The organism is Mesorhizobium sp. ArgA1, assembly GCF_053714375.1.
Window position 1 is genome coordinate 1 of record NZ_JBSKBQ010000011.1, and the last position, 25,736, is coordinate 25,736.

Annotated in this window: 27 protein-coding genes, 1 other RNA gene and 1 pseudogene; 8 read left to right on the forward strand and 21 right to left on the reverse strand. The window is 62.2% G+C overall.

Features of this window, described 5'->3' with window-relative positions:
• The first annotated feature begins 147 nt into the window (after positions 1-147).
• Positions 148-648 (forward strand): hypothetical protein, encoded by a 501-nt coding sequence (locus ACWGTI_RS21715; protein ID WP_454589009.1) that lies wholly within the window; start codon positions 148-150, stop codon positions 646-648.
• Between the two features lie 5 nt (positions 649-653).
• Here ACWGTI_RS21715 and ACWGTI_RS21720 read toward each other — a convergent pair whose 3' ends face one another.
• Positions 654-1,289 carry a TetR/AcrR family transcriptional regulator gene (locus ACWGTI_RS21720; protein WP_454589010.1) on the reverse strand — a complete coding sequence of 212 codons (636 nt, stop codon included), beginning with the start codon at positions 1,287-1,289 and terminating at the stop codon, positions 654-656.
• 111 nt (positions 1,290-1,400) lie between these two features.
• Here ACWGTI_RS21720 and ACWGTI_RS21725 point away from each other — a divergent pair, with 111 nt between their 5' ends.
• Both ACWGTI_RS21725 and ACWGTI_RS21730 read left to right on the forward strand, forming a co-directional pair.
• Positions 1,401-2,234, forward strand: coding sequence for an NAD(P)H-binding protein (locus ACWGTI_RS21725; protein ID WP_454589011.1), 834 nt, complete (start codon positions 1,401-1,403; stop codon positions 2,232-2,234).
• 1 nt (position 2,235) lies between these two features.
• Positions 2,236-2,712, forward strand: a complete 477-nt coding sequence (locus tag ACWGTI_RS21730; RefSeq protein ID WP_454589012.1) for an anthrone oxygenase family protein — start codon at positions 2,236-2,238, stop codon at positions 2,710-2,712.
• A 33-nt stretch (positions 2,713-2,745) separates the two neighbouring features.
• Here the strand turns inward: ACWGTI_RS21730 and ACWGTI_RS21735 are convergent, their stop codons facing one another.
• The 6 genes from ACWGTI_RS21735 to ssrS form a co-directional block, all read right to left on the reverse strand.
• The gene (locus ACWGTI_RS21735) at positions 2,746-3,072 is read right to left on the reverse strand and encodes a SelT/SelW/SelH family protein (RefSeq protein WP_454589013.1); all 327 of its coding nucleotides are present in this window, start codon (positions 3,070-3,072) and stop codon (positions 2,746-2,748) included.
• Between the two features lie 32 nt (positions 3,073-3,104).
• Positions 3,105-3,854 (reverse strand): YebC/PmpR family DNA-binding transcriptional regulator, encoded by a 750-nt coding sequence (locus tag ACWGTI_RS21740; RefSeq protein ID WP_112559692.1) that lies wholly within the window; start codon positions 3,852-3,854, stop codon positions 3,105-3,107.
• Between the two features lie 187 nt (positions 3,855-4,041).
• Positions 4,042-4,803: a TerC family protein gene (locus ACWGTI_RS21745; RefSeq protein WP_454589014.1), complete on the reverse strand. Its 762-nt coding sequence runs from the start codon at positions 4,801-4,803 to the stop codon at positions 4,042-4,044.
• Between the two features lie 73 nt (positions 4,804-4,876).
• Complete coding sequence (locus tag ACWGTI_RS21750; RefSeq protein ID WP_454589015.1) at positions 4,877-5,701, reverse strand: TIGR00282 family metallophosphoesterase; 825 nt, start codon at positions 5,699-5,701, stop codon at positions 4,877-4,879.
• A gap of 59 nt (positions 5,702-5,760) precedes the next feature.
• On the reverse strand, positions 5,761-6,348 hold the full coding sequence (locus ACWGTI_RS21755) for a 5-formyltetrahydrofolate cyclo-ligase (protein ID WP_454589016.1): 588 nt from the start codon (positions 6,346-6,348) through the stop codon (positions 5,761-5,763).
• A 135-nt stretch (positions 6,349-6,483) separates the two neighbouring features.
• Positions 6,484-6,639, reverse strand: a non-coding RNA gene (gene ssrS, locus ACWGTI_RS21760) — 6S RNA.
• A gap of 145 nt (positions 6,640-6,784) precedes the next feature.
• Between ssrS and ACWGTI_RS21765 the strand changes: the two genes are divergently transcribed.
• From ACWGTI_RS21765 to msrB, 4 genes are all read left to right on the forward strand, one after another.
• Positions 6,785-7,624 carry an AAA family ATPase gene (locus ACWGTI_RS21765; RefSeq protein WP_454589017.1) on the forward strand — a complete coding sequence of 280 codons (840 nt, stop codon included), beginning with the start codon at positions 6,785-6,787 and terminating at the stop codon, positions 7,622-7,624.
• A 90-nt stretch (positions 7,625-7,714) separates the two neighbouring features.
• The gene (locus ACWGTI_RS21770; RefSeq protein ID WP_454589018.1) at positions 7,715-8,161 is read left to right on the forward strand and encodes an N-acetyltransferase family protein; all 447 of its coding nucleotides are present in this window, start codon (positions 7,715-7,717) and stop codon (positions 8,159-8,161) included.
• 8 nt (positions 8,162-8,169) lie between these two features.
• On the forward strand, positions 8,170-9,360 hold the full coding sequence (locus ACWGTI_RS21775; protein ID WP_454589019.1) for a vWA domain-containing protein: 1,191 nt from the start codon (positions 8,170-8,172) through the stop codon (positions 9,358-9,360).
• A 103-nt stretch (positions 9,361-9,463) separates the two neighbouring features.
• Complete coding sequence (gene msrB, locus ACWGTI_RS21780) at positions 9,464-9,868, forward strand: peptide-methionine (R)-S-oxide reductase MsrB (protein WP_454589020.1); 405 nt, start codon at positions 9,464-9,466, stop codon at positions 9,866-9,868.
• 51 nt (positions 9,869-9,919) lie between these two features.
• Here msrB and ACWGTI_RS21785 read toward each other — a convergent pair whose 3' ends face one another.
• Entirely contained in the window at positions 9,920-10,267 is a 348-nt protein-coding gene (locus ACWGTI_RS21785; RefSeq protein ID WP_454589021.1) for a hypothetical protein, read from the reverse strand.
• Between the two features lie 203 nt (positions 10,268-10,470).
• On the opposite strand from ACWGTI_RS21785, the gene ACWGTI_RS21790 reads away from it, so the two are divergent.
• On the forward strand, positions 10,471-10,980 hold the full coding sequence (locus ACWGTI_RS21790; RefSeq protein ID WP_454589022.1) for an arsenate reductase ArsC: 510 nt from the start codon (positions 10,471-10,473) through the stop codon (positions 10,978-10,980).
• A 10-nt stretch (positions 10,981-10,990) separates the two neighbouring features.
• Here the strand turns inward: ACWGTI_RS21790 and ACWGTI_RS21795 are convergent, their stop codons facing one another.
• The 13 genes and pseudogenes from ACWGTI_RS21795 to ACWGTI_RS21855 form a co-directional block, all read right to left on the reverse strand.
• Positions 10,991-11,443: a hypothetical protein gene (locus tag ACWGTI_RS21795; protein ID WP_454589023.1), complete on the reverse strand. Its 453-nt coding sequence runs from the start codon at positions 11,441-11,443 to the stop codon at positions 10,991-10,993.
• A gap of 53 nt (positions 11,444-11,496) precedes the next feature.
• Complete coding sequence (locus tag ACWGTI_RS21800; RefSeq protein ID WP_023800031.1) at positions 11,497-11,757, reverse strand: DUF2312 domain-containing protein; 261 nt, start codon at positions 11,755-11,757, stop codon at positions 11,497-11,499.
• A 265-nt stretch (positions 11,758-12,022) separates the two neighbouring features.
• Positions 12,023-15,481 carry a pyruvate carboxylase gene (gene pyc, locus ACWGTI_RS21805; protein WP_454589024.1) on the reverse strand — a complete coding sequence of 1,153 codons (3,459 nt, stop codon included), beginning with the start codon at positions 15,479-15,481 and terminating at the stop codon, positions 12,023-12,025.
• Positions 15,482-15,780: 299 nt separating this feature from the next.
• Positions 15,781-16,902 carry a branched-chain amino acid ABC transporter substrate-binding protein gene (locus tag ACWGTI_RS21810; protein WP_142869799.1) on the reverse strand — a complete coding sequence of 374 codons (1,122 nt, stop codon included), beginning with the start codon at positions 16,900-16,902 and terminating at the stop codon, positions 15,781-15,783.
• A 137-nt stretch (positions 16,903-17,039) separates the two neighbouring features.
• Positions 17,040-17,387: a DUF6867 family protein gene (locus tag ACWGTI_RS21815; protein ID WP_454589025.1), complete on the reverse strand. Its 348-nt coding sequence runs from the start codon at positions 17,385-17,387 to the stop codon at positions 17,040-17,042.
• 17 nt (positions 17,388-17,404) lie between these two features.
• Positions 17,405-18,133, reverse strand: a complete 729-nt coding sequence (locus ACWGTI_RS21820; RefSeq protein ID WP_454589158.1) for an ABC transporter ATP-binding protein — start codon at positions 18,131-18,133, stop codon at positions 17,405-17,407.
• A gap of 11 nt (positions 18,134-18,144) precedes the next feature.
• Positions 18,145-19,251, reverse strand: a pseudogene (locus tag ACWGTI_RS21825) (ABC transporter ATP-binding protein); the annotation flags it as partial.
• A complete protein-coding gene (gene livM / locus ACWGTI_RS21830) occupies positions 19,251-20,846 on the reverse strand; it encodes a high-affinity branched-chain amino acid ABC transporter permease LivM (protein ID WP_454589026.1) in 1,596 nt (531 codons plus the stop codon). The gene livM and the pseudogene ACWGTI_RS21825, both read right to left, overlap by 1 nt.
• Before the next feature lie 4 nt (positions 20,847-20,850).
• A complete protein-coding gene (locus ACWGTI_RS21835) occupies positions 20,851-21,753 on the reverse strand; it encodes a branched-chain amino acid ABC transporter permease (protein ID WP_454572944.1) in 903 nt (300 codons plus the stop codon).
• Positions 21,754-22,088: 335 nt separating this feature from the next.
• Complete coding sequence (locus ACWGTI_RS21840; RefSeq protein ID WP_454589027.1) at positions 22,089-23,090, reverse strand: 4-hydroxyproline epimerase; 1,002 nt, start codon at positions 23,088-23,090, stop codon at positions 22,089-22,091.
• A gap of 13 nt (positions 23,091-23,103) precedes the next feature.
• Positions 23,104-24,348, reverse strand: a complete 1,245-nt coding sequence (locus tag ACWGTI_RS21845) for an NAD(P)/FAD-dependent oxidoreductase (RefSeq protein ID WP_454589028.1) — start codon at positions 24,346-24,348, stop codon at positions 23,104-23,106.
• Complete coding sequence (locus ACWGTI_RS21850; protein ID WP_454589029.1) at positions 24,345-24,788, reverse strand: GNAT family N-acetyltransferase; 444 nt, start codon at positions 24,786-24,788, stop codon at positions 24,345-24,347. The genes ACWGTI_RS21845 and ACWGTI_RS21850 overlap by 4 nt, the downstream gene beginning before the upstream one ends.
• Positions 24,789-24,798: 10 nt before the next feature.
• On the reverse strand, positions 24,799-25,692 hold the full coding sequence (locus ACWGTI_RS21855; RefSeq protein ID WP_454589030.1) for a dihydrodipicolinate synthase family protein: 894 nt from the start codon (positions 25,690-25,692) through the stop codon (positions 24,799-24,801).
• Between the last annotated feature and the right edge of the window lie 44 nt (positions 25,693-25,736).

The following is a 25,736-nucleotide window of genomic DNA, read 5'->3' on the forward strand; positions in this document are numbered from 1 at the left end:
TGGCCCCTGTGCAATACAGGAACCAGTCCTTAAATCTACCAGCTCAATGAACCGTCCAACTTTACGGGGTCAGTTCATCGAGGCGGGTTTTTTGTTGCCATGACGTCCCGCCGATAGGAGGCTGAGCCGACCACGATGGGGATACAAGTGATAGATCTTGATGACGAGCGATGGTCCGACCTCCGGGGTGGGTACAAGGTCGTCTACGACCCAAGACCAGCCTTACGCGCATTGGCTGCTCGCTACGACGAAAGGGCAATCTGGAACGAACTTTGGGAGGAATTGCACCATCAAGGGGATGTCGGGAGCGCATCCTACGCGGCGATCCCGGAGATCGTTCGCATCTCGGCTGAACACGTCCCCACGAATTGGGCAGCCTATGGGCTCGCTGCGGTAATCGAAGAGGCTCGGTTGGTGGAAGAGCGCAATCCGCCGATCCCCGATTGGATCGAACCCCACTATAGGGCGGCTTGGCAGACGCTGCTGCATCTGGCGTTGCGAGACCTGGCAACCACCACCGACGAGGCGACCGCGACTTACGCATTGGCCGTCGTCGCCTTCCATCGTGGCAGTCTCAGCATGGCCAGAATAGTGATGGTCACCGACGATGAGCGCGAGGAAATGCTCAAGATGTATTGGGGCAGCTAACCCGCCTACTCGCCCACCAGCTCCCTTAGCGCCATGCGCTTGTAAGCCTCGACCAGCCTGTCGCCCTCCTGCCGGTCGACGGAGATCGCCAGCCGCACCGCGGCTTCACCCATCTGCCAGACCAGAAACGCCGTCGTCTCCAGCGCCACCGGATCGGCGTCAGGTTGCAGCCGCTTGAGGACTGCGGTCAGGAATTCGGCATTGGCGCGGCTGTCGGCGAGTTCGAGCTGGCGCAGCGCCTTGTCGGCCTGCGTGCCCGACCAGATGTCGCGCATCACCGGCTCGGCCAGGAACAGCCGATAGTAGATATCGACCAGTTCCGAAAACGCCTGCCGCAGGCCTTCGGCGTCGCCGACATCCTTCAGCGCCGAGGAGATGCAGGCTTGGCTTTCGGCGGTGTAGCGCTCGGCCAGCGCCCAGACGATCGCCCGCTTGTCAGGAAAGAATTGGTAGAGCGAACCGATCGACACCTCTGCCCGTTCAGCCACCTCGCCCATGCGCATGGCGTCGCTGCCTTGTTCGGCGATCAGCGCCGAGGCTGCGGCCAGCATGCGCTCGACGCGCTCGCGGCTGCGCTGCTGGGTGGGCGCCCGGCGCGGCGATGCGACCTGCCCATCCTGCGTTTCGGCTCTGCCTTCCATGGCTCTCTCCGGAAAATTCTTCGACAAACTGGCTTGACTCGCAAAATACGAGGGTTTATCACGTTTTGCAAATGTGAGGGTTACTCATGTTTAGAAAGAGAGGAAATCGAAATGACTGACACGACTTCAAAACCAATCCTGATCCTCGGCGGTACCGGCAAGACCGGCCGTCGCCTCGCCGAGCGGCTGACCGCACAGGGGGTTGCAGTGCGCATCGGCTCGCGTTCCGGCAGCCCACGCTTCCACTGGGAGGTTCCCGCGACCTGGGGTCCGGCCATGCAAGGCGTGAGTGCCGTCTACATCAGCTACTATCCCGACATCGCCGTGCCGGGTGCCGCCGAGACCGTCGGCGCCTTCGCCAGGCTTGCAGTGGCCAATGGCGTCACCCGCCTGGTGCTGCTTTCCGGACGCGGCGAGACCGAGGCCCAGCGCGCCGAAGAGATGGTCAAAGCCTCGGGCGCCGAGTGGACGATCCTGCGCTGCGCCTGGTTTTCGCAGAACTTCAGCGAAGGCTTTCTCGTCGACTCCCTGCTCGATGGCGAAGTGGCCCTGCCGGTCGGTAATGTCGGTGAGCCCTTTATCGATGTCGACGACATTGCCGACGCGGCCTTCGTCGCGCTGACCGAGCCAGGCCATGTCGGCCAGCTCTATGAACTGACCGGACCGCGGCTGCTGAGCTTCGCCGACGCAGTCGCCGAGATCGCCAAGGCGACCGGCCGCGATATAAGCTATGTCAGGATTTCGCATGACGAATTCACCGCCGCGACGGCGGCACACGAACTGCCGCCCGAAATCGCCTGGCTGCTCAACGAGCTTTTCACCGAAGTGCTCGATGGCCGCAACGAGGTCCTGACCGATGGCGTCCAGGGTGTACTCGGCCGTGCACCGAAAGACTTTTCCGCCTACGCAACCGAAACAGCCGCAACCGGCATCTGGAGCAACTGAGATGGTCAAGCTTCTTCCCACCCTCACCATCATTGCCGCAATCGGCTCGGGCGTCGTCGGCGGCGTGTTCTTCGCCTTTTCCAATTTCGTCATGGCAGCGCTTGCCCGGCTGCCCGTCCCTCAAGGCATTGCGGCGATGAACTCGATCAACATCACGGTGATCACGCCGACCTTCATGACGGCGCTGTTCGGCACCGGCCTGCTCTGTCTGGTGCTTATCGCCGCCGCCATCATGGGGTGGAACCAGTCCGGCTCGTACTGGTTGCTTGCCGGCGCCGTAATCTATGTGGTCGGCAACCCGATCGTGAACATGGTCTTCAACGTGCCGCTCAACGATGCGCTAGCGGCCGTCGACCCGGCCAGCGCCAACGGCGCCGCCGTGTGGGCAAACCATCTCAGCGAATGGGTGATGTGGAACCACGTCCGCACCGTCACCGCCATCGTGGCGATGGCCTGCTTCATCTTCGCACTGCTCTGAAGATGGCAAGTCGCAACCGCGCAGGACCCTGCCTCAGGTGGGGTCCTTTTGCTCATGGCCCCTGGGCGTATGAGCTTTTCGGTCCGCATGGCCGAGATCCCGGCCCGGTTCGATGACGTCGCGCACCAGCTGCTTGAGCTTGGCGGCATCGGGAAAGCCGCCGTCGCGCTTGCGGTCCCAAACCAGCACATCGTTGCAGGAAATGGTGAAGATGCCGCCGGTGCCCGGCACCAGCGTCACTTCGCCGAGATCCGTGCCGAACGTGGAGAGCAGCTCCTGCGCCATCCAGCCGGCACGCAAAAGCCACTGGCATTGCGTGCAATAGGTGATGCGGATGCTGGGCAGCGGCTTGTCTGTCATGTCGGATTGAGCTCCGCTCATATCCTGGTTGATCACGCCGCGCTGAGCTTGGCCATGGTCTCGTCGTCGACTTCGAAATTGGCGTAGACGCTCTGCACGTCGTCGTCATCCTCAAGCGTGGCGACCAGCTTCATCAGCGACTGCGCCCGCTCTTCGTCGACCGGAACATTGTTCTGCGGCTGCCAGATCGGCTTCACCGATTCGGCCTCGCCGAGCGAGGCTTCCAGCGCTTTCGACACCTCGCCCATGCTCTCGAAGGCACAGTAGATGGTGTGGCCTTCCTCGTCGGACTCGACATCGTCGGCGCCAGCTTCGATCGCCGCATCCATGACCTTGTCGGCGCTGCCGACGGAGGCCGGATAGTAGATCTCGCCGGCGCGGTTCCACATGAACGACACCGATCCGGTTTCGCCGAGCGCTCCGCCGGCCTTGGTGAAGGCGGCGCGCACGTTCGAGGCCGAACGGTTGCGGTTGTCGGTCAGTGCCTCGACGATCAGCGCCACGCCGCCCGGGCCGTAGCCTTCATAGCGCACTGCCTCATAGTTTTCGGCATCGCCCATCGACGCCTTGTTGATGGCGCGCTGGATGTTGTCCTTGGGCATCGACACCGCCTTGGCGTTCTGGATCGCCAGACGCAGGCGCGGGTTCATCGACGGATCGGGCGTCCCGCTCTTGGCGGCGACGGTGATTTCGCGCGCCAGCTTGGAAAACATTTTCGACCGCACCGCATCCTGGCGGCCCTTGCGGTGCATGATGTTCTTGAACTGTGAATGGCCAGCCATGGCACCCCTGTCGTCTTCGGCTAGAGCATTTCGAGGCGAGGCATTCCTGCCTCGTCCTCCTTATGCTCGAATTTAAACTTCAGAACGTCTCTCGCATGCCTGCGAAGGCATACGTCGCTCTCTGTCGGAATGGCCGGCTTATAGATAAATCGGCTCAATTCGTCCAGCCGCAGCGTTCGCGCCGAGTTCAGTGCCCGCCGCCGGATTTCTTCCTTCGCCGTGCCAGCATGTTGAGGCCTTCGACCAGCGCCGAAAAGCCCATCGCCGCGTAGATGTAGCCCTTGGGCACATGGTAGCCCATGCCGTCGGCGATCAGCGTCATGCCGATCATCAACAGGAAGCCCAGCGCCAGCATGACGATGCTCGGGTTCTTGGCGATGAAGTTGGCGAGCGGCCCGGCCGCCAGCATCATCGCGCTGACCGCCACGATGACGGCGATATACATGATGGCGATCTCGTCGGTCATGCCGACGGCGGTGATGATGGAATCGATCGAAAAGACGAGGTCGAGCAGCAGGATCTGGAAGATGGCGCCGGCAAGCGAGATCTGCAGCGTCTCGCCCAGCATCGTGTCCTTGTGGTCTTCCGGATCGACCGTGTGATGGATTTCCTTGGTCGCCTTCCAGACCAGGAACAGGCCGCCGGCGATCAGGATCAGGTCGCGCCAGGAAAAACCGTGGCCGAAGGCGGTGAACACCGGCGTCGTCAGCTGGACGATGATGGAAATGGTGGCAAGCAGCACCAGCCGCATGATCAGCGCCGCCGATATGCCGAGCCGGCGGGCCCGCGCCCGCTGCGCTTCCGGCAATTTGTTGGTCAGGATCGAGATGAAGATCAGATTGTCGATGCCGAGCACGACCTCGAGCACAATCAGCGTCAGCAACGCGACCCAGGCGGTGGGGTCGGAAACGAATTGAAAATGCGGCGCGAAGAACTCGATCAGCTGCATGGAGGTCGTCCCCTCTTTAACGATCTAGAGCAGTTTCGTCGCCAGTTAGGTACTGTACTCGACTATATCAATGTCACGACCAGAAGGATGGCGCGGTCTCTTCAAGCCGAGGCCCGCGACGAAACGGCGCGATCTTCTCGGTCAGGCCGGTGCGATCGGAAATATCGACGCCGATGCCACACAATGTCGCCGGTCCCGTTGCTGCCTCAAAGCGACCTTTCGGCACTTTCGACAGGAATCGGTTGAGCGGTTCCTCCTTGTCCATGCCGAGCGAGGAATCATAGTCGCCGCACATGCCGGCGTCGGACATGTAGCCGGTGCCGCCATTGAGGATCTGGTGGTCGGCGGTCGGCTGGTGCGTGTGGGTGCCGATGACGAGGCTGGCGCGGCCGTCGACGAAATGCGCGAAGCACATCTTTTCCGAAGTCGCCTCTGCGTGGAAATCGATGACCACGGCATCGGCCTGCTCGCCCAGCGGACACGCGGCCAGCTCGCGCTCGCCGGCCTGGAACGGATCGTCGAGCTCGGGATGCATGAACACCCGGCCCATAATGTTGGCGACCAGCACGCGCGCGCCGTTCCTGGCGATATAGACGCCGGAGCCGCGCCCCGGCGTGCCTTTGGGAAAATTGGACGGACGCAGGAAACGTTCCTCGCGCGGCGCAAAGATCAGCGCGTCGCGCTGGTCCCAGACATGGTTGCCGGTGGTGACGACATCGGCGCCGGCGGCGATCGTGTCGCGAAAAATCTCTTCGGTGATGCCGAAGCCGCCGGCGGCGTTCTCACCATTGACGATGACGAAGTCGAGTTTGAAATCGGAGATCAGGCCGGGCAGTTGTTCCCACACTGCCGTACGTCCCGTCTTGCCCACCATGTCGCCGAGGAAGAGAAGTCTCATATGAACATCCGAAAAGTTGCATGACTTTTCGGCAAAGATCATGCGTTTCAAAAAACTATCTACAATTGTGGCATGAACCGGCGCAACCCGCTCTCGGTGAGTATTTCCGGGATGACCACATCGTGGTTCTCATCCGGCACCAGCGCCACCTCCTGGCAGTCGAAGGCGATGCCGATCAGCTTGGGCGGCTGGCCCTTGTCGACGAGTTTGGCGATGGCGCGGTCATAATAGCCGGCGCCGTAGCCGATGCGGTGCCCGCGCGCGTCGAAAGCGGCAAGCGGCACCAGCATCACCGAGGGGTCGAGCACCGCCGCCTCTTCATGCGGCCCGACCGTGCCGAAACCCATCTCGACCATCGGCGCGCCTCGCACCAGTTCGCGAAAGACGATGGTGGTTTTGTCGAGGATCGCCGGCAGGCAGAGCCGCGCGCCCTTTTCGCGTAAGGCGAACATCAGCGGCCGCACATCGACCTCTGAGCGCATCGGCCAGAAACCCGAAATGACCTGGCCCGGCTCGACAGCGATCTGGTCGCGCGCGGTCTCGGCCATTTCGAGCGCGATTTCCACCCGCCAGAAATCATCAAGCGCGTCCCGGCGTGCGAGCGCTTCCTTGCGCAGATGTTTTTTCAGTTCCTTGGGAGATGTCATGCGCAGACGCTAGAAAAGGTCAGATTTGGATGGAGTTTTAGAAGCGACGTTTTCTACCGCATGATCAACCGAATGGCAGCGGTCAGGCGAACGATCTTGCGGAAAGAGTACCGGGGCGAACTTTTCGTTCGTGAGTGACGATCCACACAACCGGTGGAGAGAGCGATCCCGGGAACCTACAAAGTAGGTGGGCGCCGTGTGAGAAAACCCACGGGTCTTCCCAGGGACAGCTCCCTAAGGATCGTTAAGGCCCCGGGGAAAATGTTCTCCTGCCGGGAAGCGCAGACCGTCTTGACCAATATAGGCTGATGGCCCCCTGAGCGCCAGAGAGCCGGCGTTCTTTCCCTTTGATCCTCACACGCTCGCCGCGGACACCAACCCTTGCGCGGACCGGGCCGCCTCCTTACGGTCGCCCGGAGTGAACCAAGGAGCGGAAATGCGTTTTGAAGGCACGGCCGCCTATGTCGCCGACAAGGACCTGATGGTGGCGGTCAACGCGGCGATCGCGCTGGAGCGGCCCTTGCTGGTCAAGGGCGAGCCCGGCACTGGCAAGACCGAACTTGCTCGCCAGGTGGCGGCCGCACTTGACCTCGATCTCATCGAATGGCACGTCAAGTCGACGACGCGGGCGCAGAAAGGCCTCTACGAATATGACGCCGTCTCGCGGCTGCGCGACAGTCAGCTCGGCGACGAGCGCTTCAACGACATCAGGAACTACATCAAGCGCGGCAAGCTCTGGGAGGCGTTCGCGGCCGGCAAGAAGGTCGTGCTGCTGATCGACGAGATCGACAAGGCCGACATCGAGTTCCCCAACGACCTGTTGCAGGAACTCGATCGGATGGAGTTCTTCGTCTACGAGACCGGCGAGACGATCCGCGCCGCGGTCCGGCCGATCGTCATCATCACCTCCAACAATGAGAAGGAACTGCCCGACGCCTTCCTGCGTCGCTGCTTCTTCCACTACATCCGCTTCCCCGACGTCGAGACGCTGCACAAAATCGTCGATGTCCACTATCCCGGCATCAAGCAGAATCTGGTGCGCGCGGCGCTCACCCAGTTCTATGAAATCCGCGAGGTGCCGGGCCTGAAGAAGAAACCTTCAACCTCCGAGGCGCTCGACTGGATCCGCCTGCTGGTCGCCGACGACATAGCCCCGGAGGATCTGCGTGCCGACCCGAAGAACGCGCTGCCCAAGCTGCATGGCGCGCTCTTGAAGAACGAGCAGGACGTGCATTTGTTCGAGCGCCTGGCCTTCATGGCGAGACGACAAGGCTAGGCGAGCAGCAACAGCACTTCCCGGGCTGTGGACCGTTGCCCGGCAGGCGGCGCCGGGCGCAACTTCGTCAAAGCAATGGAGGAAAACAAGATGTCCGAGATCAGCGTTCGTCCCTTGGCGCAGTCCGATCACGCCGAATGGCGCCGGCTGTGGACGGCCTATCTCACCTTCTACGAAACAAAGCTGCCAGAAGAGGTTTACGCCATCACCTGGAAGCGGCTGTTCACGGCCGACGAGTTCGAGCCGAAAGGGTTCATCGCTACGCTCGACGGCAAGGCTGTGGGCCTCACCCACTATCTCTACCATCGCTCCGGCTGGTCCGAAAAAAACAACTGCTACCTGCAGGACCTGTTCGCCGACCCGGACGTGCGCGGCAAGGGCATCGGTGCGGCGCTGATCGAAGCGGTCAGGCAGGAGGCCGGCAAGATCGGCGTCAAGAACGTCTACTGGATGACCCACGAGACCAACGCCACCGCGCGCAAGCTCTACGACCATGTCGCGCGGCGCACGGGCTTCATCGAGTATGATCTGCTATAGACGAGCCCATGTTCCTTCCCTTCTTCCTCGAACTGAAAGCCGCGCGGGTACCTGTTTCGCTCAGGGAATATATGTCGCTGCTGGAAGGGTTGGAGGCAGGATTGGTCGACTATGATGTCGAGGGTTTTTACTACCTCGCCCGCGCCGCCCTGGTGAAGGACGAGCGCCATATCGACCGCTTCGACCAGGTGTTTGCGCATGTCTTCAAGGGCATTGAAGCGCTGGCCGGACCGGAGGCCGTCGATGTCGCCAACATCCCCGAGGAGTGGCTGCGCCGGCTCGCCGAAAAACACTTGACCGAGGAAGAGAAGAAACTGGTCGAGGCGCTCGGCGGCTTCGACAAGCTGATGGAGACGCTGAAGCAGCGGCTGGAGGAGCAGAAGGGCCGCCACCAGGGCGGCTCGAAGTGGATCGGCACTGGTGGCACCTCGCCTTTCGGCGCCTATGGCTATAACCCCGAAGGCGTGCGCATCGGCCAGCATGAAAGCCGCAACCGCCGCGCCGTAAAAGTCTGGGACAAGCGCGAATTCAGGAATTTCGACGACGCGGTCGAACTCGGCACCCGCAACATCAAGGTGGCGCTGAAGCGCCTGCGCCGCTGGGTGCGCGAGGGCGCGGAGGAAGAGTTCGACCTGCCCGGCACCATCCACGCCACCGCCGAGCACGGTTATCTCGATGTGCAGACGCGCCCCGAACGGCGCAACGCCGTGAAGCTCTTGATGTTCTTCGATGTCGGTGGCTCGATGGACGACCACATCAAAAGCGTCGAGGAGCTGTTTTCGGCCGCCCGCGCCGAATTCCGCCAGCTCGAATATTTCTACTTCCACAACTGCCTCTATGAGGGCGTGTGGAAGGACAATCGCCGCAGACATTCCGAGACGATCCCGACCTTCGACCTGCTCCACAAATACGGCCCCGACTACAAGGTGATCGTCGTCGGAGATGCCTCGATGAGCCCCTACGAGATTGCGCATCCAGGTGGTTCTGTCGAACACTGGAACCCGGAAGCCGGCAGCGTCTGGCTCGGCCGCCTGGTGCAGCAATGGCCGAATGCGGTCTGGCTGAACCCGGAGAACCAGAAGAACTGGGGCTTTACCCATTCGATCGCGATGATCCGCGACCTCTTCGGCGGCCGTATGTTCCCGCTGACATTGGCCGGGCTGGAAGGTGCGACGAAGCAGCTTTCACGCAAGCATTGAGGATCAGGGACATCGCAGCGCTGGTCGAACCTGTAACAAACCCCTATCTTCGTGCGAACACAGGTTGCAACCAACAACAAGCCGGCAAGGCTGAGGAGATCAAATGGATACCCACACCTACCCCGTTACCCGTACCGACGCCGAATGGCGTGCCCGGCTGACGCCGGAGCAATATGCGGTCATGCGCGGCCATGGCACCGAACGGCCCGGAAGCTGCGCGCTGCTCTATGAAAAGCGCGCCGGCACCTTTTCCTGCATCGGCTGCGACCAGCCTCTGTTCGAATCCAAGCTGAAGTTCGAGAGCGGCACCGGCTGGCCGAGCTTTAACGACCCGGTGCCGGGTTCGGTCGAAAACACCGTCGACCGCAGCTACGGCATGGTCCGCACCGAATGCCATTGCGCGCGCTGCGGCAGCCATCTCGGCCATGTCTTCGAGGACGGCCCGCCGCCGACCGGCCTGCGCTATTGCATCAATGGCGTGGCGCTGAAATTCGAGCCGGCGGTGTAGCCGGCTGTCCGGGAATGGAAAAGGCGGCTTTGGCCGCCTTTTTTGTGCCTGTCAGGCCACGACCACCAAAACCAGCCACAGCGTGGCACCGAGCGTGATCATCCACGCCTTGGTGCCCGTCAATTTTTCGGTGGTTCGCCAGACGGCAAAGGTCAGGAAGAGATTGTAGGGCACCGGCGCGAAATGCACGGCCAGAACCAGCCCAAGCGGCAGCTTCAACCCGAGCAGAATGAGCGCCAGCGCCGACGATGCGATGTTGATGGCCGTACCGACAACGACCAGATCGCGCCAGAACAGGCGGTCGAGCGGCACCTCGCCTTGCCAGCGCGAGCGGAAGAAGGCGGCAGCCGGGTGGCCTGCTTTCCTGGCCATCCTCTCGGTCGGGTCTGAATCGCTCATCGGATTGAGCCTCGCTTCCGCAGCGCCGAAAGTGCCGAACTTTGCCCGCAAGGCAAGGCCCGCATGAAATGTGACACATGCATGACACAGAAATCTGTCATCAACGTTTTCGCTACGATGGCACCGGAACTTATCATCTGGATTGCCATTCTCTCCCTGGAGCGCCTGCCTGGAGGGAATTCGAAACCTGGAGGGAGTTCGAAATGAGCGATCACGTCTACAATGTTCTCTTTCTCTGCAACGCCAACTCGGCCCGCTCGATCATGGGCGAAGCCATCCTAAACCGCATTGGCGCCGAGAGATTCAAGGCCTTCTCCGCCGGCTCGCAGCCGAAGGGCACCGTCAATCCCTACGCTCTGCAGTTGCTCGAAAGCCTCAACTACGACACCGGCTTCGCCCGCTCGAAAGGCTGGGACGAGTTTGCAAAGCCCGACGCGCCGGAAATGGATTTCGTCTTCACCGTCTGTGACAGCACTGCCAATGAACCCTGCCCGGTCTGGCCCGGTCACCCGATGACCGCCCTGTGGGCGATACCAGATCCGGCCAAGGCACAAGGCACCGACGCCGAGATGCATCTGGCCTTCGCCGATGCCTATCGCATGCTCAACAACCGCATCTCGCTGTTCACCAACCTGCCGATGGACGCGCTCGACCACATGGCTTTGCAGCAGCATCTGGATGAGATCGGCCGCGACGCGCCGAAGCCGAACTAGGCGGCCCAGTTCACGCGCCGGTCTCGGCTTGGCCGAGTACCTCGGTGACGGCGCGCTCGAAGCGTGAGCATTCCGTCACCAGCCAATCGGCCATGGCCGGCCAGTTGTCTTCGGCATAGCAGTTCACCTGCCACATCGAATTGATGCCCAGGCCCTCGCAACTCTGTTCCGGCCTGAGCTTCAGCCTGTCTTCGATCGCCGGCTGGAACGGCTTCAGCCGCAACCATGCTTCAGTGGCGCCGAACTTCTCGTTGCGGCCGAAGAAGACGCCGACCTGGCTCTGCGCCGGCGCGACATACATGGACAGGACCAGGGCGAAGTCTGGCAGCCCGCGCTGCCAGAACCAAGGTCCGCGCCGTGCCATTGATGCGCGTTCCTCCGGATGCCGTTCGGCGAACAGCGCCCAGAAGCTGCGTTGGCGGAATTCAGAGGCGCGGCGGGCGCCGAAGTCGAATTCGCTCATGGTTCGACCCGTCGAAGGGCGCCGCTACCGGCGCCCGGAGGCTGCCACCAGCCTTACACCATGCCGAGCGCGGCCTTGTACAGATCGAGGATCGTTTCCTCTTCCTGCCGCTCAGCCTGGTCCTTCTTGCGCAGCCGGATGATCGAGCGCATCGCCTTGGTGTCGAAGCCGGTGCCCTTGGCCTCGGCGAACACTTCCTTGATGTCGTCGGCGATGGTCTTCTTTTCTTCCTCGAGCCGCTCGATGCGTTCGATGAAGGCGCGCAACTGGCCGGCGGCAACAGTCTGGCTGGTCTCGGTGATGTCGTCGGCCATGTTTTTCTCCGCTTCTTTTTAAGCGCCGCGATTCTGGCGCGGCGAAATTGGAGCGGGTTCGATGCCCGAGCGGGCGCGGCGGGTCAAGCCATTATCGATGCGGCATGAAGAGTTGCGCGCGCCACAAGGCGTGTTGAAATTCAGGTCAGGCCGAGCCGAAAACGGCGGCTTCCGAGAACCGGAGCGGAGCGTACTCGAGTACGTGAGCACCGGAAGCTCAGAAAGCCGCGTTTGCAGGCCGGCCTCACCTGAATATCAATACGCCTTAGCTGAACGCGATCAGCAAATCCTTCGCATCGATCTGGTCGCCGGCCTTGACCAGCACTTCGGTGATCGTGCCGTCGCGCTCGGCATGCAGCGCCGTCTCCATCTTCATGGCTTCGATCGACAACAGCACGTCGCCAGCCTTGACCGCCTGGCCGGCGGCCACGCTGAGCGCGGAGACCACGCCCGGCATCGGCGCGCCGACATGCGCCTCGTTACCAGGCTCGGCCTTGCGCCGTGCCTTGGCCGCCGAGGCGCCGTGCGCTCTGTCCGGCACCCGGACGCGGCGCGGCTGGCCGTTGAGCTCGAAGAACACGGTGACCATGCCCTTCTCATCGACATCGCCGATGGCGAGACAGCGCACCACAAGCGTCTTGCCTTTCTCGATGTCCAGGAAGATCTCGTCCTCGGACTTCATGCCGTAGAAATAGGTCGGCGTCGGCAACACGCTGACCGGCCCGTAAGTCTCCTGCGCGGCGGCGAAGTCGGTGAACACTTTCGGATACATCAGCCAGGACGCGAATTCGTACTCCGAGAGCTTGCGCTCCAGTTTCTCCTCGATCTCCTTGCGGCTGGCCTTGAGGTCGGCCGGCTTGAGCAGCGAGCCCGGCCGCACGGTGATCGGTTTGCTTTCCTTCAGCGCTTTCTTCTGCAGCTTCGCAGGCCAGCCGCCGGGCGACTGGCCGAGATCGCCGCGCAGCATCGAGACGACCGAGTCCGGGAAGGCGATGTCCTTGGCCGGGTTTTCGACGTCGGCGACGGTCAGGTCCTGGCTCACCATCATCAGCGCCATGTCGCCGACCACCTTGGATGACGGCGTCACCTTGACGATGTCGCCGAACATCAGGTTGACGTCGTGATAGGCCTGCGCAACCTCGTGCCAGCGCGTTTCCAGCCCGAGCGAACGCGCCTGTTCCTTGAGGTTGGTGAACTGGCCGCCCGGCATTTCGTGCAGGTAGACTTCCGAGGCCGGCCCCTTGAGGTCGCTTTCGAAGGCGGCATACTGGTTGCGCACCGCTTCCCAGTAGAAGGAGATGTTGCGGATCCACTGCGGATCGAGGCCGGGGTCGCGCTCGGTTCCCTTTAGCGCCTCGACGATCGAGCCGAGGCAAGGCTGCGAGGTGTTGCCGGAGAAGGAATCCATTGCCGCGTCGATGGCGTCGACACCGGTTTCCACCGCCGCCAGCACGGTCGCCGCCGACAGTCCCGACGTGTCGTGGGTGTGGAAGTGGATCGGCAAATCGGTCGCCTCGCGCAGCGCCTTGAACAGCACGCGGGCAGCCGCCGGCTTCAACAGCCCCGCCATGTCCTTGACGGCGATGATGTGGGCGCCCGCAGCCTGCAATTCCTTCGCCAGCCCGACATAGTATTTGAGGTCGTATTTGGCGCGCGCCGGATCGAGGATATCGCCGGTGTAGCAGATCGCCGCTTCGACCAGCTTGCCCTCGGCGCCCACGGCGTCCATGGCGACGCGCATGTTCTCGACCCAGTTCAGGCAGTCGAAGACACGGAACAGGTCGACGCCACCGCTTGCCGCCTGCCTGACGAAATGCTGCACGACATTGTCGGGATAGTTGGTGTAGCCGACGCCGTTGGCGCCGCGCAGAAGCATCTGCAGCAAAAGGTTGGGGGCCGCCTCGCGCACTTTGCTCAGCCGCTCCCACGGGTCCTCGGTGAGAAAGCGCATGGCAACGTCGAAAGTGGCGCCGCCCCAGCACTCCAGCGACAGCAGCCGCGGCAGCGCCCGCGCATAGGTGCCGGCAATGCCGGCAATGTCATGCGTGCGCATGCGGGTGGCGAGCAGCGACTGGTGGCCGTCGCGCATCGTCGTGTCGGTAACCAGCACCTCTTTTTGCTCACGCATCCAGGCGGCGAATTTCTCCGGCCCCAGCGCGTCGAGTTTCTGCTTGCTGCCACCCGGCACATTGCCGTTGAGATAGGGCACGACCGGCGCTGCCGCATCGGCCTTCGGCATCGGACGGCCGCGGGTTTCGGGATGGCCGTTGACGCTGACGTCGGCCAGATAGTTGAGCAGCTTGGTGGCGCGGTCCTGCCGCTTCACCTGCGCGAACAGTTCCGGCGTCGTGTCGATGAACCGGGTCGTGTAGGAATTGTCGGCGAAGCGCGGATGGTTGATGATCGCCTCGAGGAAGGTGAGGTTGGTCGCCACGCCGCGGATGCGGAACTCGCGCAAGGCCCGGTTCATGCGGGCGATCGCCTCGGCCGGTGTCGGCGCCCAAGCCGTCACCTTCTCCAGCAGCGGATCGTAGAAGCGGGTGATGACCGCGCCGGAATAAGCGGTGCCGCCGTCGAGGCGAATGCCGAAACCGGCGGCTTCGCGATAGGCGGTGATGCGGCCGTAATCCGGAATGAAACTATGCTCCGGATCCTCGGTGGTGATGCGGCACTGCAGCGCGTGGCCGTTCAGCCTGATTTCGGCCTGCGCCGGCACGCCCGACTCTTTCGTGCCGATGGCAAAGCCGTCCAGGATGTGTATCTGCGCCTTGACGATGTCGATGCCGGTCACCTGCTCGGTGACGGTATGCTCGACCTGGATGCGCGGATTGACCTCGATGAAGTAGAATTTTCCGGTGTCGGCGTCCTGCAGGAACTCCACCGTACCGGCGCCGATATAGCTGGTCTCGCGCGCGATCTTGAGCGCAAACCCGCAAAGCTCATCGCGCTGCGACATTTCGAGATACGGCGCCGGCGCCCGCTCGACGACCTTCTGGTTGCGGCGCTGGATCGAACAGTCGCGTTCGAACAGATGCACGGCATTGCCATGCGTGTCTCCAAGAACCTGGACCTCGACATGGCGGGCGCGCTCGATCAGCTTTTCGAGATAGACCTCGTCCTTGCCGAAGGCGGCCTTGGCCTCGCGCTTTCCTTCGGTGACTTCGCGAACCAGATCGGCCTCGGCGCGGATGGCGCGCATGCCGCGCCCGCCACCGCCCCACGATGCCTTGAGCATCACCGGATAGCCGATTTCCTTGGCCAATTTCTTGACCACGTCCATATCGTCGGGCAGCGGATCGGTGGCGGGGATCACAGGCACGCCGACCTCGATGGCGAGATTGCGTGCGGCGACCTTGTTGCCGAGCCGGCGCATCGTGTCTGGCTTCGGGCCGATAAAGGTGATGCCGGCCCCGGCGCAGGCATCTGCGAATTCAGGGCTTTCCGACAAAAGGCCATAGCCCGGGTGGATGGCGTCGGCGCCCGACAGCCTGGCGACGCGGATCACTTCCTCGATCGACAGATAGCTTTCGATCGGCCCCATGTCCTTGGCCAGATGCGGCCCGCGCCCGACCTGGTAGCTTTCATCGGCCTTGAACCGATGCAGCGAATATTTGTCCTCCTCGGCCCAGATCGCCACGGTTTTGAGGCCGAGCTCGTTGGCCGCGCGAAAGACGCGGATGGCAATTTCGGACCGGTTGGCGACGAGGATCTTCGTGATGGCCAAGGAAGAAGGCTCCGGGACAGGGAGGGATGGGCTCAGCAAATGATTAACGCGAAAATGCTGCAGTGCAACCAAAATCGGGAGGCGATTAAACCGATTTAAATGGATTATAGCACCGCAAAGCAAAAGACTGCGTGCGAATGGCGTCGCGAAGTGACGCTAATTGCCTAATTGCCATCCTGCGGACAATCCGCTCCCGGCTAACAGGATGTCTTTTAGCCAACGCAATCGCGCCCTGCTCCGATCAAAAGAAAAATGCCCGGCGCAAGCGCCGGGCATTTCGTAGGCATTGAGTTATCCGATCAGGACTTCGGGAGCCAGGTGATCTTGCCGTCCGGACCCTTCTTCCATTCGTACATGATGTAGCCCGGGAGCTTCGGATCGCCCTTTTCGTCATAGGCGAGGTCGCCCAGAACGGTCTTGAACGGACCCTTCTCATGCATAGCCTTGGCCACTTCCACCGGGTCGTTCGACTTGGCCACGGCAGCGGCCTCCGCGATCACCTGCATGGCGGCGTAGGCGTAGAGCGTGTAGGCTTCCGGTTCAAAGCCCTGCGCGCGGAACTTCTCGACCAGTGCCTTGTTCTCGGGGATCAGGCGCGGATCCGGACCGAACGTGTTGAGCGTACCGATAACCGCATCGCCGGCGATCGCAGCCAGCTCGTCGGTGACGATGCCGTCGCCCGACATCAGGGTAGCCTTGAGGCCCTGGTCAGCCGACTGGCGGATGATCAGGCCGGCTTCCGTGTGCAGGCCGCCCCAATAGATCAGGGTGACGCCGGCGTCCTTCATCTTGGCGATCAGCGCCGAGAAGTCCTTGTCGCCGACATTGACGCCTTCGTACATGACTTCCGTCAGGCCGGCCGCGTTCATCGCCTTCTTGGTTTCGTCGGCAAGGCCCTGACCGTAGGGGGTCTTGTCGTGGATGACGGCAACCTTGGCGTCCTTGAAGTTGGCCGCGATGTAGGCGCCGGCAATGCCGCCCTGCTGGTCATCGCGTCCGCAGGTGCGGAACACGTTCCACAGGCCGCGCTCGGTGAATTTCGGGTTGGTCGCCGCCGGGGTGATCTCGACAATGTTGTTGTCGACATAGACTTCCTGCGACACCGGGATCGAGACGCCCGAGTTGAAGTGGCCGACCACGAACTTGACGCCGTCGCCAACGAACTTGTTGCCGACCGAGATGCCCTGCTTCGGATCGGAGACGTCGTCGCCGACTTCAAGCTTGATCTGCTCGCCATTCATGCCGCCTGCTGCGTTGATGTCGGCGACAGCCGCTTCAGCACCCTTCTGCAGCTGCGCACCGAAAGCCGCATTCGGGCCGGTGATCGGACCGGCGACGCCGACGAGTACATCAGCCCATGCGTTACCGCCGAACGCGACAAGCGCGGTCAGGGCAACGGCGGACAAAAGTGATTTTTTCATTTAAACGCTCCCATTTACGAGGTGGGCGTGGATGATACTTTCATGCGATGCCCACCCTTATCGCAGAAAGTGTACTTTGCCGATTTTCAGGCCCTTGTCACGCCGATTCATCCCCGAAACGGCGTTAATGGTGAACGTCAGCCTTTCGGTTTCCAGCTTAAGATCGAAGCCCGTTCGTAAAGCCAATTATACTGCGTCACCATTTGGTTGGTGCGCGTGTATTGATAGCCGACGAACCCCAATATCATGAGCACGATTGTGTCCACGATATAGTATTGCAGCGAAAACATCGTACCGCCGAACAGGGCGTGATGGATGAACCTGATGCCGATGCCTAACCCCAGCAAGTAAGCGAACAGCGCCGGCAGGCTGCGCCAAGTCTGGGCGCTGGCCTTGCCGGTCATCCATGCCGCCCAGCCCCCGAGCAGACAGGTGACGAAGAAGAACTGCCAGATGGAAGGTTCTTCGTAGAGAATGCCTTGCATGATGAAGACTCCTGAACTCAGTGATGGCCGCCTTCGAGATAGGCCGCGCGCACTTCCGGATTGGCGAGCAATTCCTTGCCGGTGCCGCTCATGGTCACGTTGCCGTTGACCATGACATAGCCGCGCGTGGCGAGCTTGAGCGCGCCGAAGGCGTTCTGCTCGACCAGGAACACGGTCAGTCCTTGCGTGCGGTTCAGCTCGCGGATGGCGTCGAAGATCTGCTTGACGATCAGCGGTGCCAGGCCCAGCGACGGCTCGTCGAGCAGGAGCAGCTTCGGCCGCGCCATCAGCGCCCGTCCGATCGACAGCATCTGCTGCTCGCCGCCCGACAGCGTGCCCCCGCGCTGGGCGATGCGCTCCTTGAGGCGCGGGAAAAGCGTGAACACCTTCTCGGCATCCTCGTCATAGTGCTTGAGGTTGTCTAGACCGGCGCCCATCTGCAGGTTTTCCATCACCGTCATGCGCGGGAAAATGCGTCTGCCTTCGGGCGACTGCGCGATGCGCATGCGCGCGATCTGGTGCGTCGGCATCTGGGTGATGTCGGTGCCGGCGAAAGTGATGGTCCCGGCACGCGCCCGCGGGGCACCGAAGATGGTCATCATCAGCGTCGACTTGCCGGCGCCATTGGCGCCGATCAGCGCGACGATCTCGCCCTGGTTAACGTGCACATCGACGCCGTTCAGCGCCTTGATGTTGCCGTAGTAGGTCTCGACGCCCTTGATGTCGAGCAGCGTTGTCTCGGCCATCACTTACGCCCTCCGCGCGGCTTGGATGTCGGGGATTTCCCGGCGGGCTTGGCCGTGGCCCGCTCGGTCGGTTTTCTCGGCGCGACGTTGGCCTTGGCATCGAATTGAGCTGCCTTCGAGGCGCCCTTCGACACGGTGACCCGCTCGCCCTCGCTGTGGCCAATCGTGTCGCTCACCGGGCCGGCGAGATAAGACGACGACGTGCCTGGTCCGTGTGCCGTATCAGGCCCTATGTCCAACTGCTCGATGACGTCTTCATCGCCAACCTCGGTCAGCACCGTCTCGACCTCCTCGTCGTCGACGCCGAGATAGGCGGCGATGACGCGCGGGTCGGTGCGCACCGATTGCGGGCTGCCGTCGGAGATCTTGCGGCCATATTCGAGCACCACGACATGGTCGGATATCTGCATGACCACCGACATGTCATGCTCGATCAGCAGGATCGATGTGCTGGTCTTGATGTCCATCAGCAGCGTATTGAGCGCGGCCGATTCCTTCGGATTGAGACCGGCTGCCGGCTCGTCGAGGCACAGAAGCTCGGGCCCCGTACACATGGCGCGCGCGATCTCGAGGCGCCGCTGTGCGCCATAGGGCAGATCGCCGGCCGGATCGTCGGCGCGATCGACAAGATCCGCCTTCTCCAGCCAGTGCTTGGCGAGTTCCACCGATTCGGCCGAGGCCCGGCGGTAGCCGCCGATCCCGAACAGGCCGAGGATCGTATAGCCCGATGCCTTCATCAGCTTGTTGTGCTGGGCAACCAAGAGGTTCTCCAGCAGCGTCATGCCCGAGAACAGGCGGATGTTCTGGAAGGTGCGCGCCACCTTGGCGCGCGCCGGGATCTCATGATTGGGCAGCCGTTCGAGCAGGAAGCTCGAGCCGTCGGCGCCGTTGAGCGTGATCATGCCTTCCGACGGCTTGTAGAAGCCGGTGATGCAGTTGAAAACGGTGGTCTTGCCGGCGCCGTTGGGCCCGATCAGCGCGGTGATCTCGCCGCGCTTGGCCTGGAATGACAGGTCGCCGATGGCGACCAGGCCGCCGAACTTCATCGACAGATGCTCGACCTGGAGAATGGCGTCTTTCATGCCCGGATTGGCCTTCTGAATCGAACTCGCATTCATCAGCCGTGTCCTTCCTTGGTGAAGGAACTGGAGACCGCTCTTCGCTCCTTGAGGAAGGCTGTCGGTTCACGACTACCGACGAAGCCGCGCGGCTTCCACAGCATGACGATGACCATGGCCATGCCGAACAGAAGCATGCGGTAAAGCTCCGGCGTGAAATCCTTGCCGAAGACCTGCTTGAGAAAGTCGAGCTCCCGCAATGCCTCGGTGCCGCCGATCATCACCATTGCGGCGACCGCGATACCGACCAGCGAGCCCATGCCACCGAGCACAACGATGGCCAGGATGATCGCCGATTCCAGGAAGACGAAGGATTCAGGGCTGACGAAGCCCTGCCGTGCGGAGAAGAAGGCGCCGGCAAAACCGCCGAACATGGCGCCGGTGGCAAAGGCGGTGAGCTTGGTGGTGGTGGTGTTGATGCCGAGCGAGCGGCAGGCGATCTCATCCTCGCGCAGTGCCTCCCAGGCGCGGCCGACAGGCATGCGCCTGAGCCGTATCGTAACGAAGGCGGTCAGCAGCGCCAGCGCCAGGATCAGATAGTAGAGGAAGATCTTGTAGTAGGCGCTCGACTGGGCGATGTGCAGCACCTTGCCGATATAGTTCGGGTCCGTCGAATTGAACGTCATCAGGCCGAAGAAGGTGACCTTAGGGATGCCGGAGATGCCGGCCGAGCCGTTGGTCACGTCACGCCAGTTGATCAGCACCAGGCGGATGATCTCGCCAAAGGCCAGTGTGACGATTGCCAGATAATCGCCGCGCAGCCTGAGCACCGGAAAGCCGAGCATCACGCCCCAGAAAGCGGCCATGGCGCCGGCAGCCGGCAGCAGGATCCAGAAGGACAGGCCGAAATGCGAGCCGAGCAGCGCATAGGCATAGGCGCCGACCGCGTAGAAGGCGACGTAGCCGAGATCCAGCAGACCTGCGAGGCCAACGACGATGTTCAGCCCCCAGGCCAGCATCACATAGATCAGGATCTGGATGCCGAAATTGTCGATCCATTTCAGCGAGCCCTGCAGCCCGCCGACGAACGACCAAGACATCAGCGACAGCACGCCGACGACCAGGATCGGATAGAGCACCAATGCGGTGATCCCGAGCTTGGTGAAATTGGCGTGGATGAACGCGCGGAAGTAGAAGATCACGCAGGCCAGCGCATAGATGATCGCCAGTGCGCGGATGAACTGCAGAGAGCCGGCCGCTGCATCGCCCACCAGCCCCGGCAGGGAGCCGCTGAGCACAAACAGGACCGCCGCCAGCACGATGGCGGCGATGAAGGCCGGAAGCAGGAAGAAGCGCGACGCCACGCTCGCCGGCAACAGGCCGGTGGCAACATTGGCGATCTTCTGATTGGCCATGAACGGCTGGCCGTAGGCGATATAGAAGAAGCGGCCAAGCATGGTCAGCACGACCACGGTTAAGAGCAGCCCCCAGCGCTGCGCCAGGATCAGCTGGTTGCTGATGTTCTGGTCGGTCTTCAGGCCGATGAAGAGAATGAACAGGCCCAGCGCGATGGCACCGGCATAGAGCGCTTCACGAAATGCACGCTGCACGGGGGAGGCGACGGTGTCGCGCTCCGAGGATACGGAAACCGCCATTGTCTCAGACCTTTTCGACTTCTGGCCGGCCCAAAATGCCGGAAGGCAGGAAGATCAGCACGATCGCCAGGATGGAGAACGCCGCGACGTCCTTGTAGTCGATCGAGAAATAGGCCGACCACATGCTTTCGATGAAGCCGATCAAAAGCCCGCCAAGCACGGCGCCCGGCAGAGACCCGATGCCGCCGAGAACGGCCGCGGTGAAGGCCTTGACCCCCGGCACGAAGCCATCGGAGAAGGCGATGACGCCGTAATACATCAGGAACAGCGTGCCGGCGACGGCCGCAAGCGCGGCGCCCATGATGAAGGTGATCGAGATCGTGCGGTCGACATCGACGCCGAGCAGTGCCGCCATCTTGCGGTCCTGTTCGCACGCCCGTTGCGCCCGGCCCAGTGAGGTCCTGTTGACCAGGTACCAGAACAGCGCCAGCAGCAGCGCGGTGACGATGACGATGATGATCTGCTTCAGCGACACGCTGATGCCGTTGATGTTGTAGACCTGGCTGACCATCGGCGGGATCGGCTTGTTGCGCGGACCCTGCGTCACCTGGATGAAGTTCGACAGCGCGATCGACATGCCGATGGCAGTGATCAGCGGCGCCAGCCGGAACGAACCGCGAAGCGGCCGGTAGGCCACCTTCTCGATCGTCCAGTTGTACAGGCTGGTAAGCAGCATCGCCACGATCATCATGATCAGCAGCGCCAGGACGACCGGCACCGAATAGAACAAGGAGCCGAGGATGAGGAAGACGACGAGGGCGGCGAAGGCCCCGACCATGAAAATGTCGCCGTGGGCGAAGTTGATCATGCCGATGATGCCGTAGACCATCGTGTAGCCGATTGCGATCAGCCCATAGATCGATCCCAGCGTCAGCCCATTGATAAGCTGCTGGACAAAATATTGCATGTGTACATGGCTCCCCTGGAATGTCGCCCATGCAGACGCATTCCTTTTCGTATTTCCCCTAGTCGTAAAGTTTCGAGCCCGGATTGCAACGTGATTTTTCAAACGTCGTGCGTGTTTTGCCGGCACGCCTTCCGATTGCCCGTTTTTTTGCTCCCGACCCCTGGACTATCGCGGACCCTATCATTGGCATAACGCAATGTCTTTGACGATTCAGCTTGAGAATGCACGCTTTTTCGAAGAAATCGCCGTCAAGTTTAGGTGAAGAGACGAAACGTTGCGATTCCGGCACGCTTCGTTTTTTAGCCACATTCCTTTCCTCGGGGGCAGGATTCTCACTACTTGACCACAAAACCATGCGCGAACGGGTCGCGGTCGTCGATGAAGATGGTGTTCAGGCCAGTCATCCGTGCCCAGCCGCCGATCGAAGGAATGATGGCCGGCTTGCCGGCGACGGTGACGTCCTTCTCCACCTTGCCCTTGAACAGCGAGCCGATGATCGATTCATGGACGAAGCTGTCGCCCGCCTTGAGCTTGCCCTTGGCATGAAGCTGCGCCATGCGCGCCGAGGTACCGGTGCCGCACGGTGAGCGGTCGATCGCCTTGTCGCCATAGAAGACGGCATTGCGCGCATCCGCCCCTTCGACCGTCGGCTTGCCCGTCCACAGCATGTGCGACAGCCGGTTGATCCCCGGGTTTTCCGGATGGACGAAGGAATACTTCTCGTTGAGCCGCTGGCGCACCACTGGGCTCCAGGCGATAAAATCGCCGGCGGAGTAATCCGCCATGTCACGGTAATTCGCCTGTGGCTCGACGATGGCGTAGAAATTGCCGCCATAAGCGACATCGACAGTGATTTCGCCAAGCTGCGGACACTCCACTGTCAGCCCTTCGGCATAGAGGAAGGACGGCACATTGGTGATGCGCACCTCTTCGACATAGTCGCCGACCTGTTTGTACTCGGCGATGACCAGCCCGGCCGGCGTATCGAGCCTGAGCACACCCGGTGTCTTCGGCTTGATCAGCCCGTGTTCGATGGCCATGGTCACCGTACCGATCGTGCCATGACCGCACATCGGCAGGCAGCCCGACGTCTCGATGAACAGGATGGCGATGTCGCAATCCTCGCGCGTCGGCGGATAAAGGATCGAGCCAGACATCACGTCATGGCCGCGCGGCTCGAACATCAGCCCGGTGCGGATCCAGTCATACTCGGCCAGGAAATGCGCCCTCCTTTCCATCATCGTCGAACCCTCGAGCAAGGGACCGCCGCCGGCGACCAGCCGCACCGGATTGCCGCAGGTGTGGCCGTCGATGCAGAAGAAGGATTTTTTGGCCATGATTTCCTCGAACTCAAAACCGTTGCGGGCTGAAGGGAGCAAGATCGATCGGCGAAGTCTGCCCGAGAACGAGATCGCGGATCAAGCGGCCGGTCGCCGCCGCCTGTGTCAGCCCGAGATGGCCATGGCCGAAGGCATAAAGGATGTTCGGCGCCTTTGCCCGGCCGATCACAGGCAGCGAATCCGGCAGCGACGGGCGAAAACCCATCCATTCGCGGCCGCCTGAAGAATCCAATCCTGGCAGGAATTGCTTGGCCTTTTCCAGCATTGCCTTCGAGCGCGCAAAATTCGGCGGCCGATCGAGTCCGCCCAACTCGACGGCGCCACCGACGCGCAGTCCAGTGTCGAGCGGCGTGATAACGAAGCCGTGGCCGGGGAAGATCAACTGACGCTTCAGGTCGAAGGCCGAGACCGGCAGCGTTGTGTTGTAGCCGCGCTCGGTCTCGAGCGGGATGGCATCGCCAAGCGCCTTCGCCAGCAGATGCGACCATGCGCCGGCGGCAATGACAGCTTGCCTCGCCTTCCGCGCCGTGCCGTCCGAAAGTACGATTGTCGTGCCCTCGGGTCCGGCCTCGATGCGTTCGACGTGTGCTTTCTCGAAACGCGCGCCCAACCCTTCGGCATAGGCCCATACCGCCTTGCCAAGCAGCTTCGGGTCGGCGACTGTCTTCCATCCCGGTACGAACGTGCCTTTGATGAAGCGCGGCGACAGGCCCGGCTGCAGCCGCGCCAGTTCCTCGCCTTCGACATGGTGAAAGCCGATGCCGAAGCGCTCGCGAGCCGCCCAGCCGGACAGCCCTGCCTGAAACTCGGCCTCTTTTTCGTAAAGCTCCAGCGAGCCGTCCTCGCGCAGCATCGGCCGCGTGCCGGAGCGGTCGAGCAGCGCCATCCATTCGGCCTCGGCGAGCTTCATCATGCCGGCCTGGGCGGCAAGGCTAGCCTCATAGTGCCGGGGCGCGCCCGCGCGCCAGAAGCGGATCAGCCACGGCAGGAGTTTGGGCAGATAGGCCGGTGGAATGCTGAGCGGCCCGAGCGGGTCGGCAAGCCATTTCGGCAATTGCCGTATCATGCCCTTGTGCGCCATCGGCAGCACGTCGGAGAAGGCAAAGGCGGCGGCATTGCCGGAGCTGGTTTCCTCGCAAATGCCCGTGCGGTCGAAGGTCGTGACGCTGCGCCCCGCCTCGGCCAGCATGGCTGCCGCGCAAATGCCGACAATGCCGCCACCGACAATGGCGACGTCCAAAATAGGCGCGGTCACGATGGGCTGTCTCCAGCTTTCAGCACTTTCGTCATCAGCGGGTTCTTCCGGTCCGAATGCACCGTCTCCCAGCCGAGCCTTTGATAGAACCCTTCGGCGTCCCTGGCGGCATTGACTTCCAGCCGGACGAGACCGAGGCCACGGGCATAGATCTCGACTTGCCGCATGAGAATCCGGCCGAGGCCACGCCGTTGCAGCCCGGCCTCGATCGCGACAAGCCTGACGATGCCGAGGCGTTGGTCGACAACATCCAGCCTGGCAGTCCCCACCGGCGATTCATCATGCATGAGGAGCAGAGGATGATTATCGGCAAGACGGTCGTCGGGATGCCGTTCGTCATAGCCCTCCAAGCCCCGATCCTCCCAAAGCACCCGCTTGCGTATGCCGTGATATGCCGCCCAGTCTCCATCGCTTTCGACGCGCTTGAGTTGAGGCGGCATGGAACCTTCCTCAGAACGTCGGCAGCTTCGGCCGTACCGCCAGTGCGTCCTTGACGATCTTCTCGACCGCCTTGCGGCGCTCACCCGATAGCGGCTGGCGCGGCATGCGCACGCGGTCGTTGGTGTTGATGGCGAACACTTCGGCGAGCTTGATGTTCTGCACCAGATAGGTCGATACGTCGAGATCGAGCAGCGGCCGGAACCAGCGGTAGATCGCAAGCGCTTCTTCGCGCCGGCCTTGCTTCATCAGCTGGTAGATGGCGACGGTCTCGCGCGGGAAGGCGACAACCAGACCCGCCACCCAGCCGATGGCGCCGACCGACAGCGCCTCGAAGGCGAGATTGTCGACACCGGTGAAGAGGTCGTAGCGGTCGCCGAAGCGGCTGATGATCTCGGTCGAGCGGCGGATGTCGTCGGAGGATTCCTTGATGGCGATGAAGCGCTTGTCCGTGGCCAGTTCTTCCATCTGGTCGACTGTGACGTCGACGCGGTAGGCGAGCCGGTTGGAGTAGATCATCACCGGCAGGTCGCCGGCCTGAGCGACAGCGCGCAAGGCGGCGACCGTCTCTTCCGGATTGGTGTGATAGATCGGGCTCGGCACCACCATCAGCCCATTGGCACCTTCCTTGGCGGCGCGTTTGGCGATGCTCGCCGCCTCGCGGGTGCCGGCCTCGTTGATGGTCAGCAGCACCGGCTTCTTGCCGGCGACTTTCTGGGCGGTCTTCAGCACTTCGATCTTTTCGTCATGCGACAGCATCGGACCCTCGCCGAGCGAGCCGCAGACGATGATGCCATCACAGCCGGCCTCCATCTGCAAGGCAAAGCAACGCTCCATCTCGGCATGGTCGAGGCGGTCGTCTTCGGTGAATTTGGTAGTGACGGCGGGGAAAACTCCGGTCCACATAGTTGTCTCTCCATCTGATATATCAGCCGTATATCTGTTAGAAA

Coding starts and splice junctions, on each gene's coding strand:
- ACWGTI_RS21775 (WP_454589019.1), top strand. CDS start 8,170: ATGTTCCTTCCCTTCTTCCTCGAACTGAAAGCCGCGCGGGTACCTGTT.
- ACWGTI_RS21850 (WP_454589029.1), bottom strand. CDS start 24,788: ATGCCGCCTCAACTCAAGCGCGTCGAAAGCGATGGAGACTGGGCGGCA.
- ACWGTI_RS21765 (WP_454589017.1), top strand. CDS start 6,785: ATGCGTTTTGAAGGCACGGCCGCCTATGTCGCCGACAAGGACCTGATG.
- ACWGTI_RS21855 (WP_454589030.1), bottom strand. CDS start 25,692: ATGTGGACCGGAGTTTTCCCCGCCGTCACTACCAAATTCACCGAAGAC.
- ACWGTI_RS21730 (WP_454589012.1), top strand. CDS start 2,236: ATGGTCAAGCTTCTTCCCACCCTCACCATCATTGCCGCAATCGGCTCG.
- ACWGTI_RS21740 (WP_112559692.1), bottom strand. CDS start 3,854: ATGGCTGGCCATTCACAGTTCAAGAACATCATGCACCGCAAGGGCCGC.
- ACWGTI_RS21770 (WP_454589018.1), top strand. CDS start 7,715: ATGTCCGAGATCAGCGTTCGTCCCTTGGCGCAGTCCGATCACGCCGAA.
- ACWGTI_RS21790 (WP_454589022.1), top strand. CDS start 10,471: ATGAGCGATCACGTCTACAATGTTCTCTTTCTCTGCAACGCCAACTCG.
- ACWGTI_RS21795 (WP_454589023.1), bottom strand. CDS start 11,443: ATGAGCGAATTCGACTTCGGCGCCCGCCGCGCCTCTGAATTCCGCCAA.
- ACWGTI_RS21820 (WP_454589158.1), bottom strand. CDS start 18,133: ATGGCCGAGACAACGCTGCTCGACATCAAGGGCGTCGAGACCTACTAC.
- ACWGTI_RS21810 (WP_142869799.1), bottom strand. CDS start 16,902: ATGAAAAAATCACTTTTGTCCGCCGTTGCCCTGACCGCGCTTGTCGCG.
- ACWGTI_RS21785 (WP_454589021.1), bottom strand. CDS start 10,267: ATGAGCGATTCAGACCCGACCGAGAGGATGGCCAGGAAAGCAGGCCAC.
- ACWGTI_RS21800 (WP_023800031.1), bottom strand. CDS start 11,757: ATGGCCGACGACATCACCGAGACCAGCCAGACTGTTGCCGCCGGCCAG.
- ACWGTI_RS21755 (WP_454589016.1), bottom strand. CDS start 6,348: ATGACATCTCCCAAGGAACTGAAAAAACATCTGCGCAAGGAAGCGCTC.
- msrB (WP_454589020.1), top strand. CDS start 9,464: ATGGATACCCACACCTACCCCGTTACCCGTACCGACGCCGAATGGCGT.
- ACWGTI_RS21735 (WP_454589013.1), bottom strand. CDS start 3,072: ATGACAGACAAGCCGCTGCCCAGCATCCGCATCACCTATTGCACGCAA.
- ACWGTI_RS21745 (WP_454589014.1), bottom strand. CDS start 4,803: ATGCAGCTGATCGAGTTCTTCGCGCCGCATTTTCAATTCGTTTCCGAC.
- ACWGTI_RS21835 (WP_454572944.1), bottom strand. CDS start 21,753: ATGCAATATTTTGTCCAGCAGCTTATCAATGGGCTGACGCTGGGATCG.
- ACWGTI_RS21815 (WP_454589025.1), bottom strand. CDS start 17,387: ATGCAAGGCATTCTCTACGAAGAACCTTCCATCTGGCAGTTCTTCTTC.
- ACWGTI_RS21840 (WP_454589027.1), bottom strand. CDS start 23,090: ATGGCCAAAAAATCCTTCTTCTGCATCGACGGCCACACCTGCGGCAAT.
- livM (WP_454589026.1), bottom strand. CDS start 20,846: ATGGCGGTTTCCGTATCCTCGGAGCGCGACACCGTCGCCTCCCCCGTG.
- ACWGTI_RS21750 (WP_454589015.1), bottom strand. CDS start 5,701: ATGAGACTTCTCTTCCTCGGCGACATGGTGGGCAAGACGGGACGTACG.
- ACWGTI_RS21725 (WP_454589011.1), top strand. CDS start 1,401: ATGACTGACACGACTTCAAAACCAATCCTGATCCTCGGCGGTACCGGC.
- ACWGTI_RS21720 (WP_454589010.1), bottom strand. CDS start 1,289: ATGGAAGGCAGAGCCGAAACGCAGGATGGGCAGGTCGCATCGCCGCGC.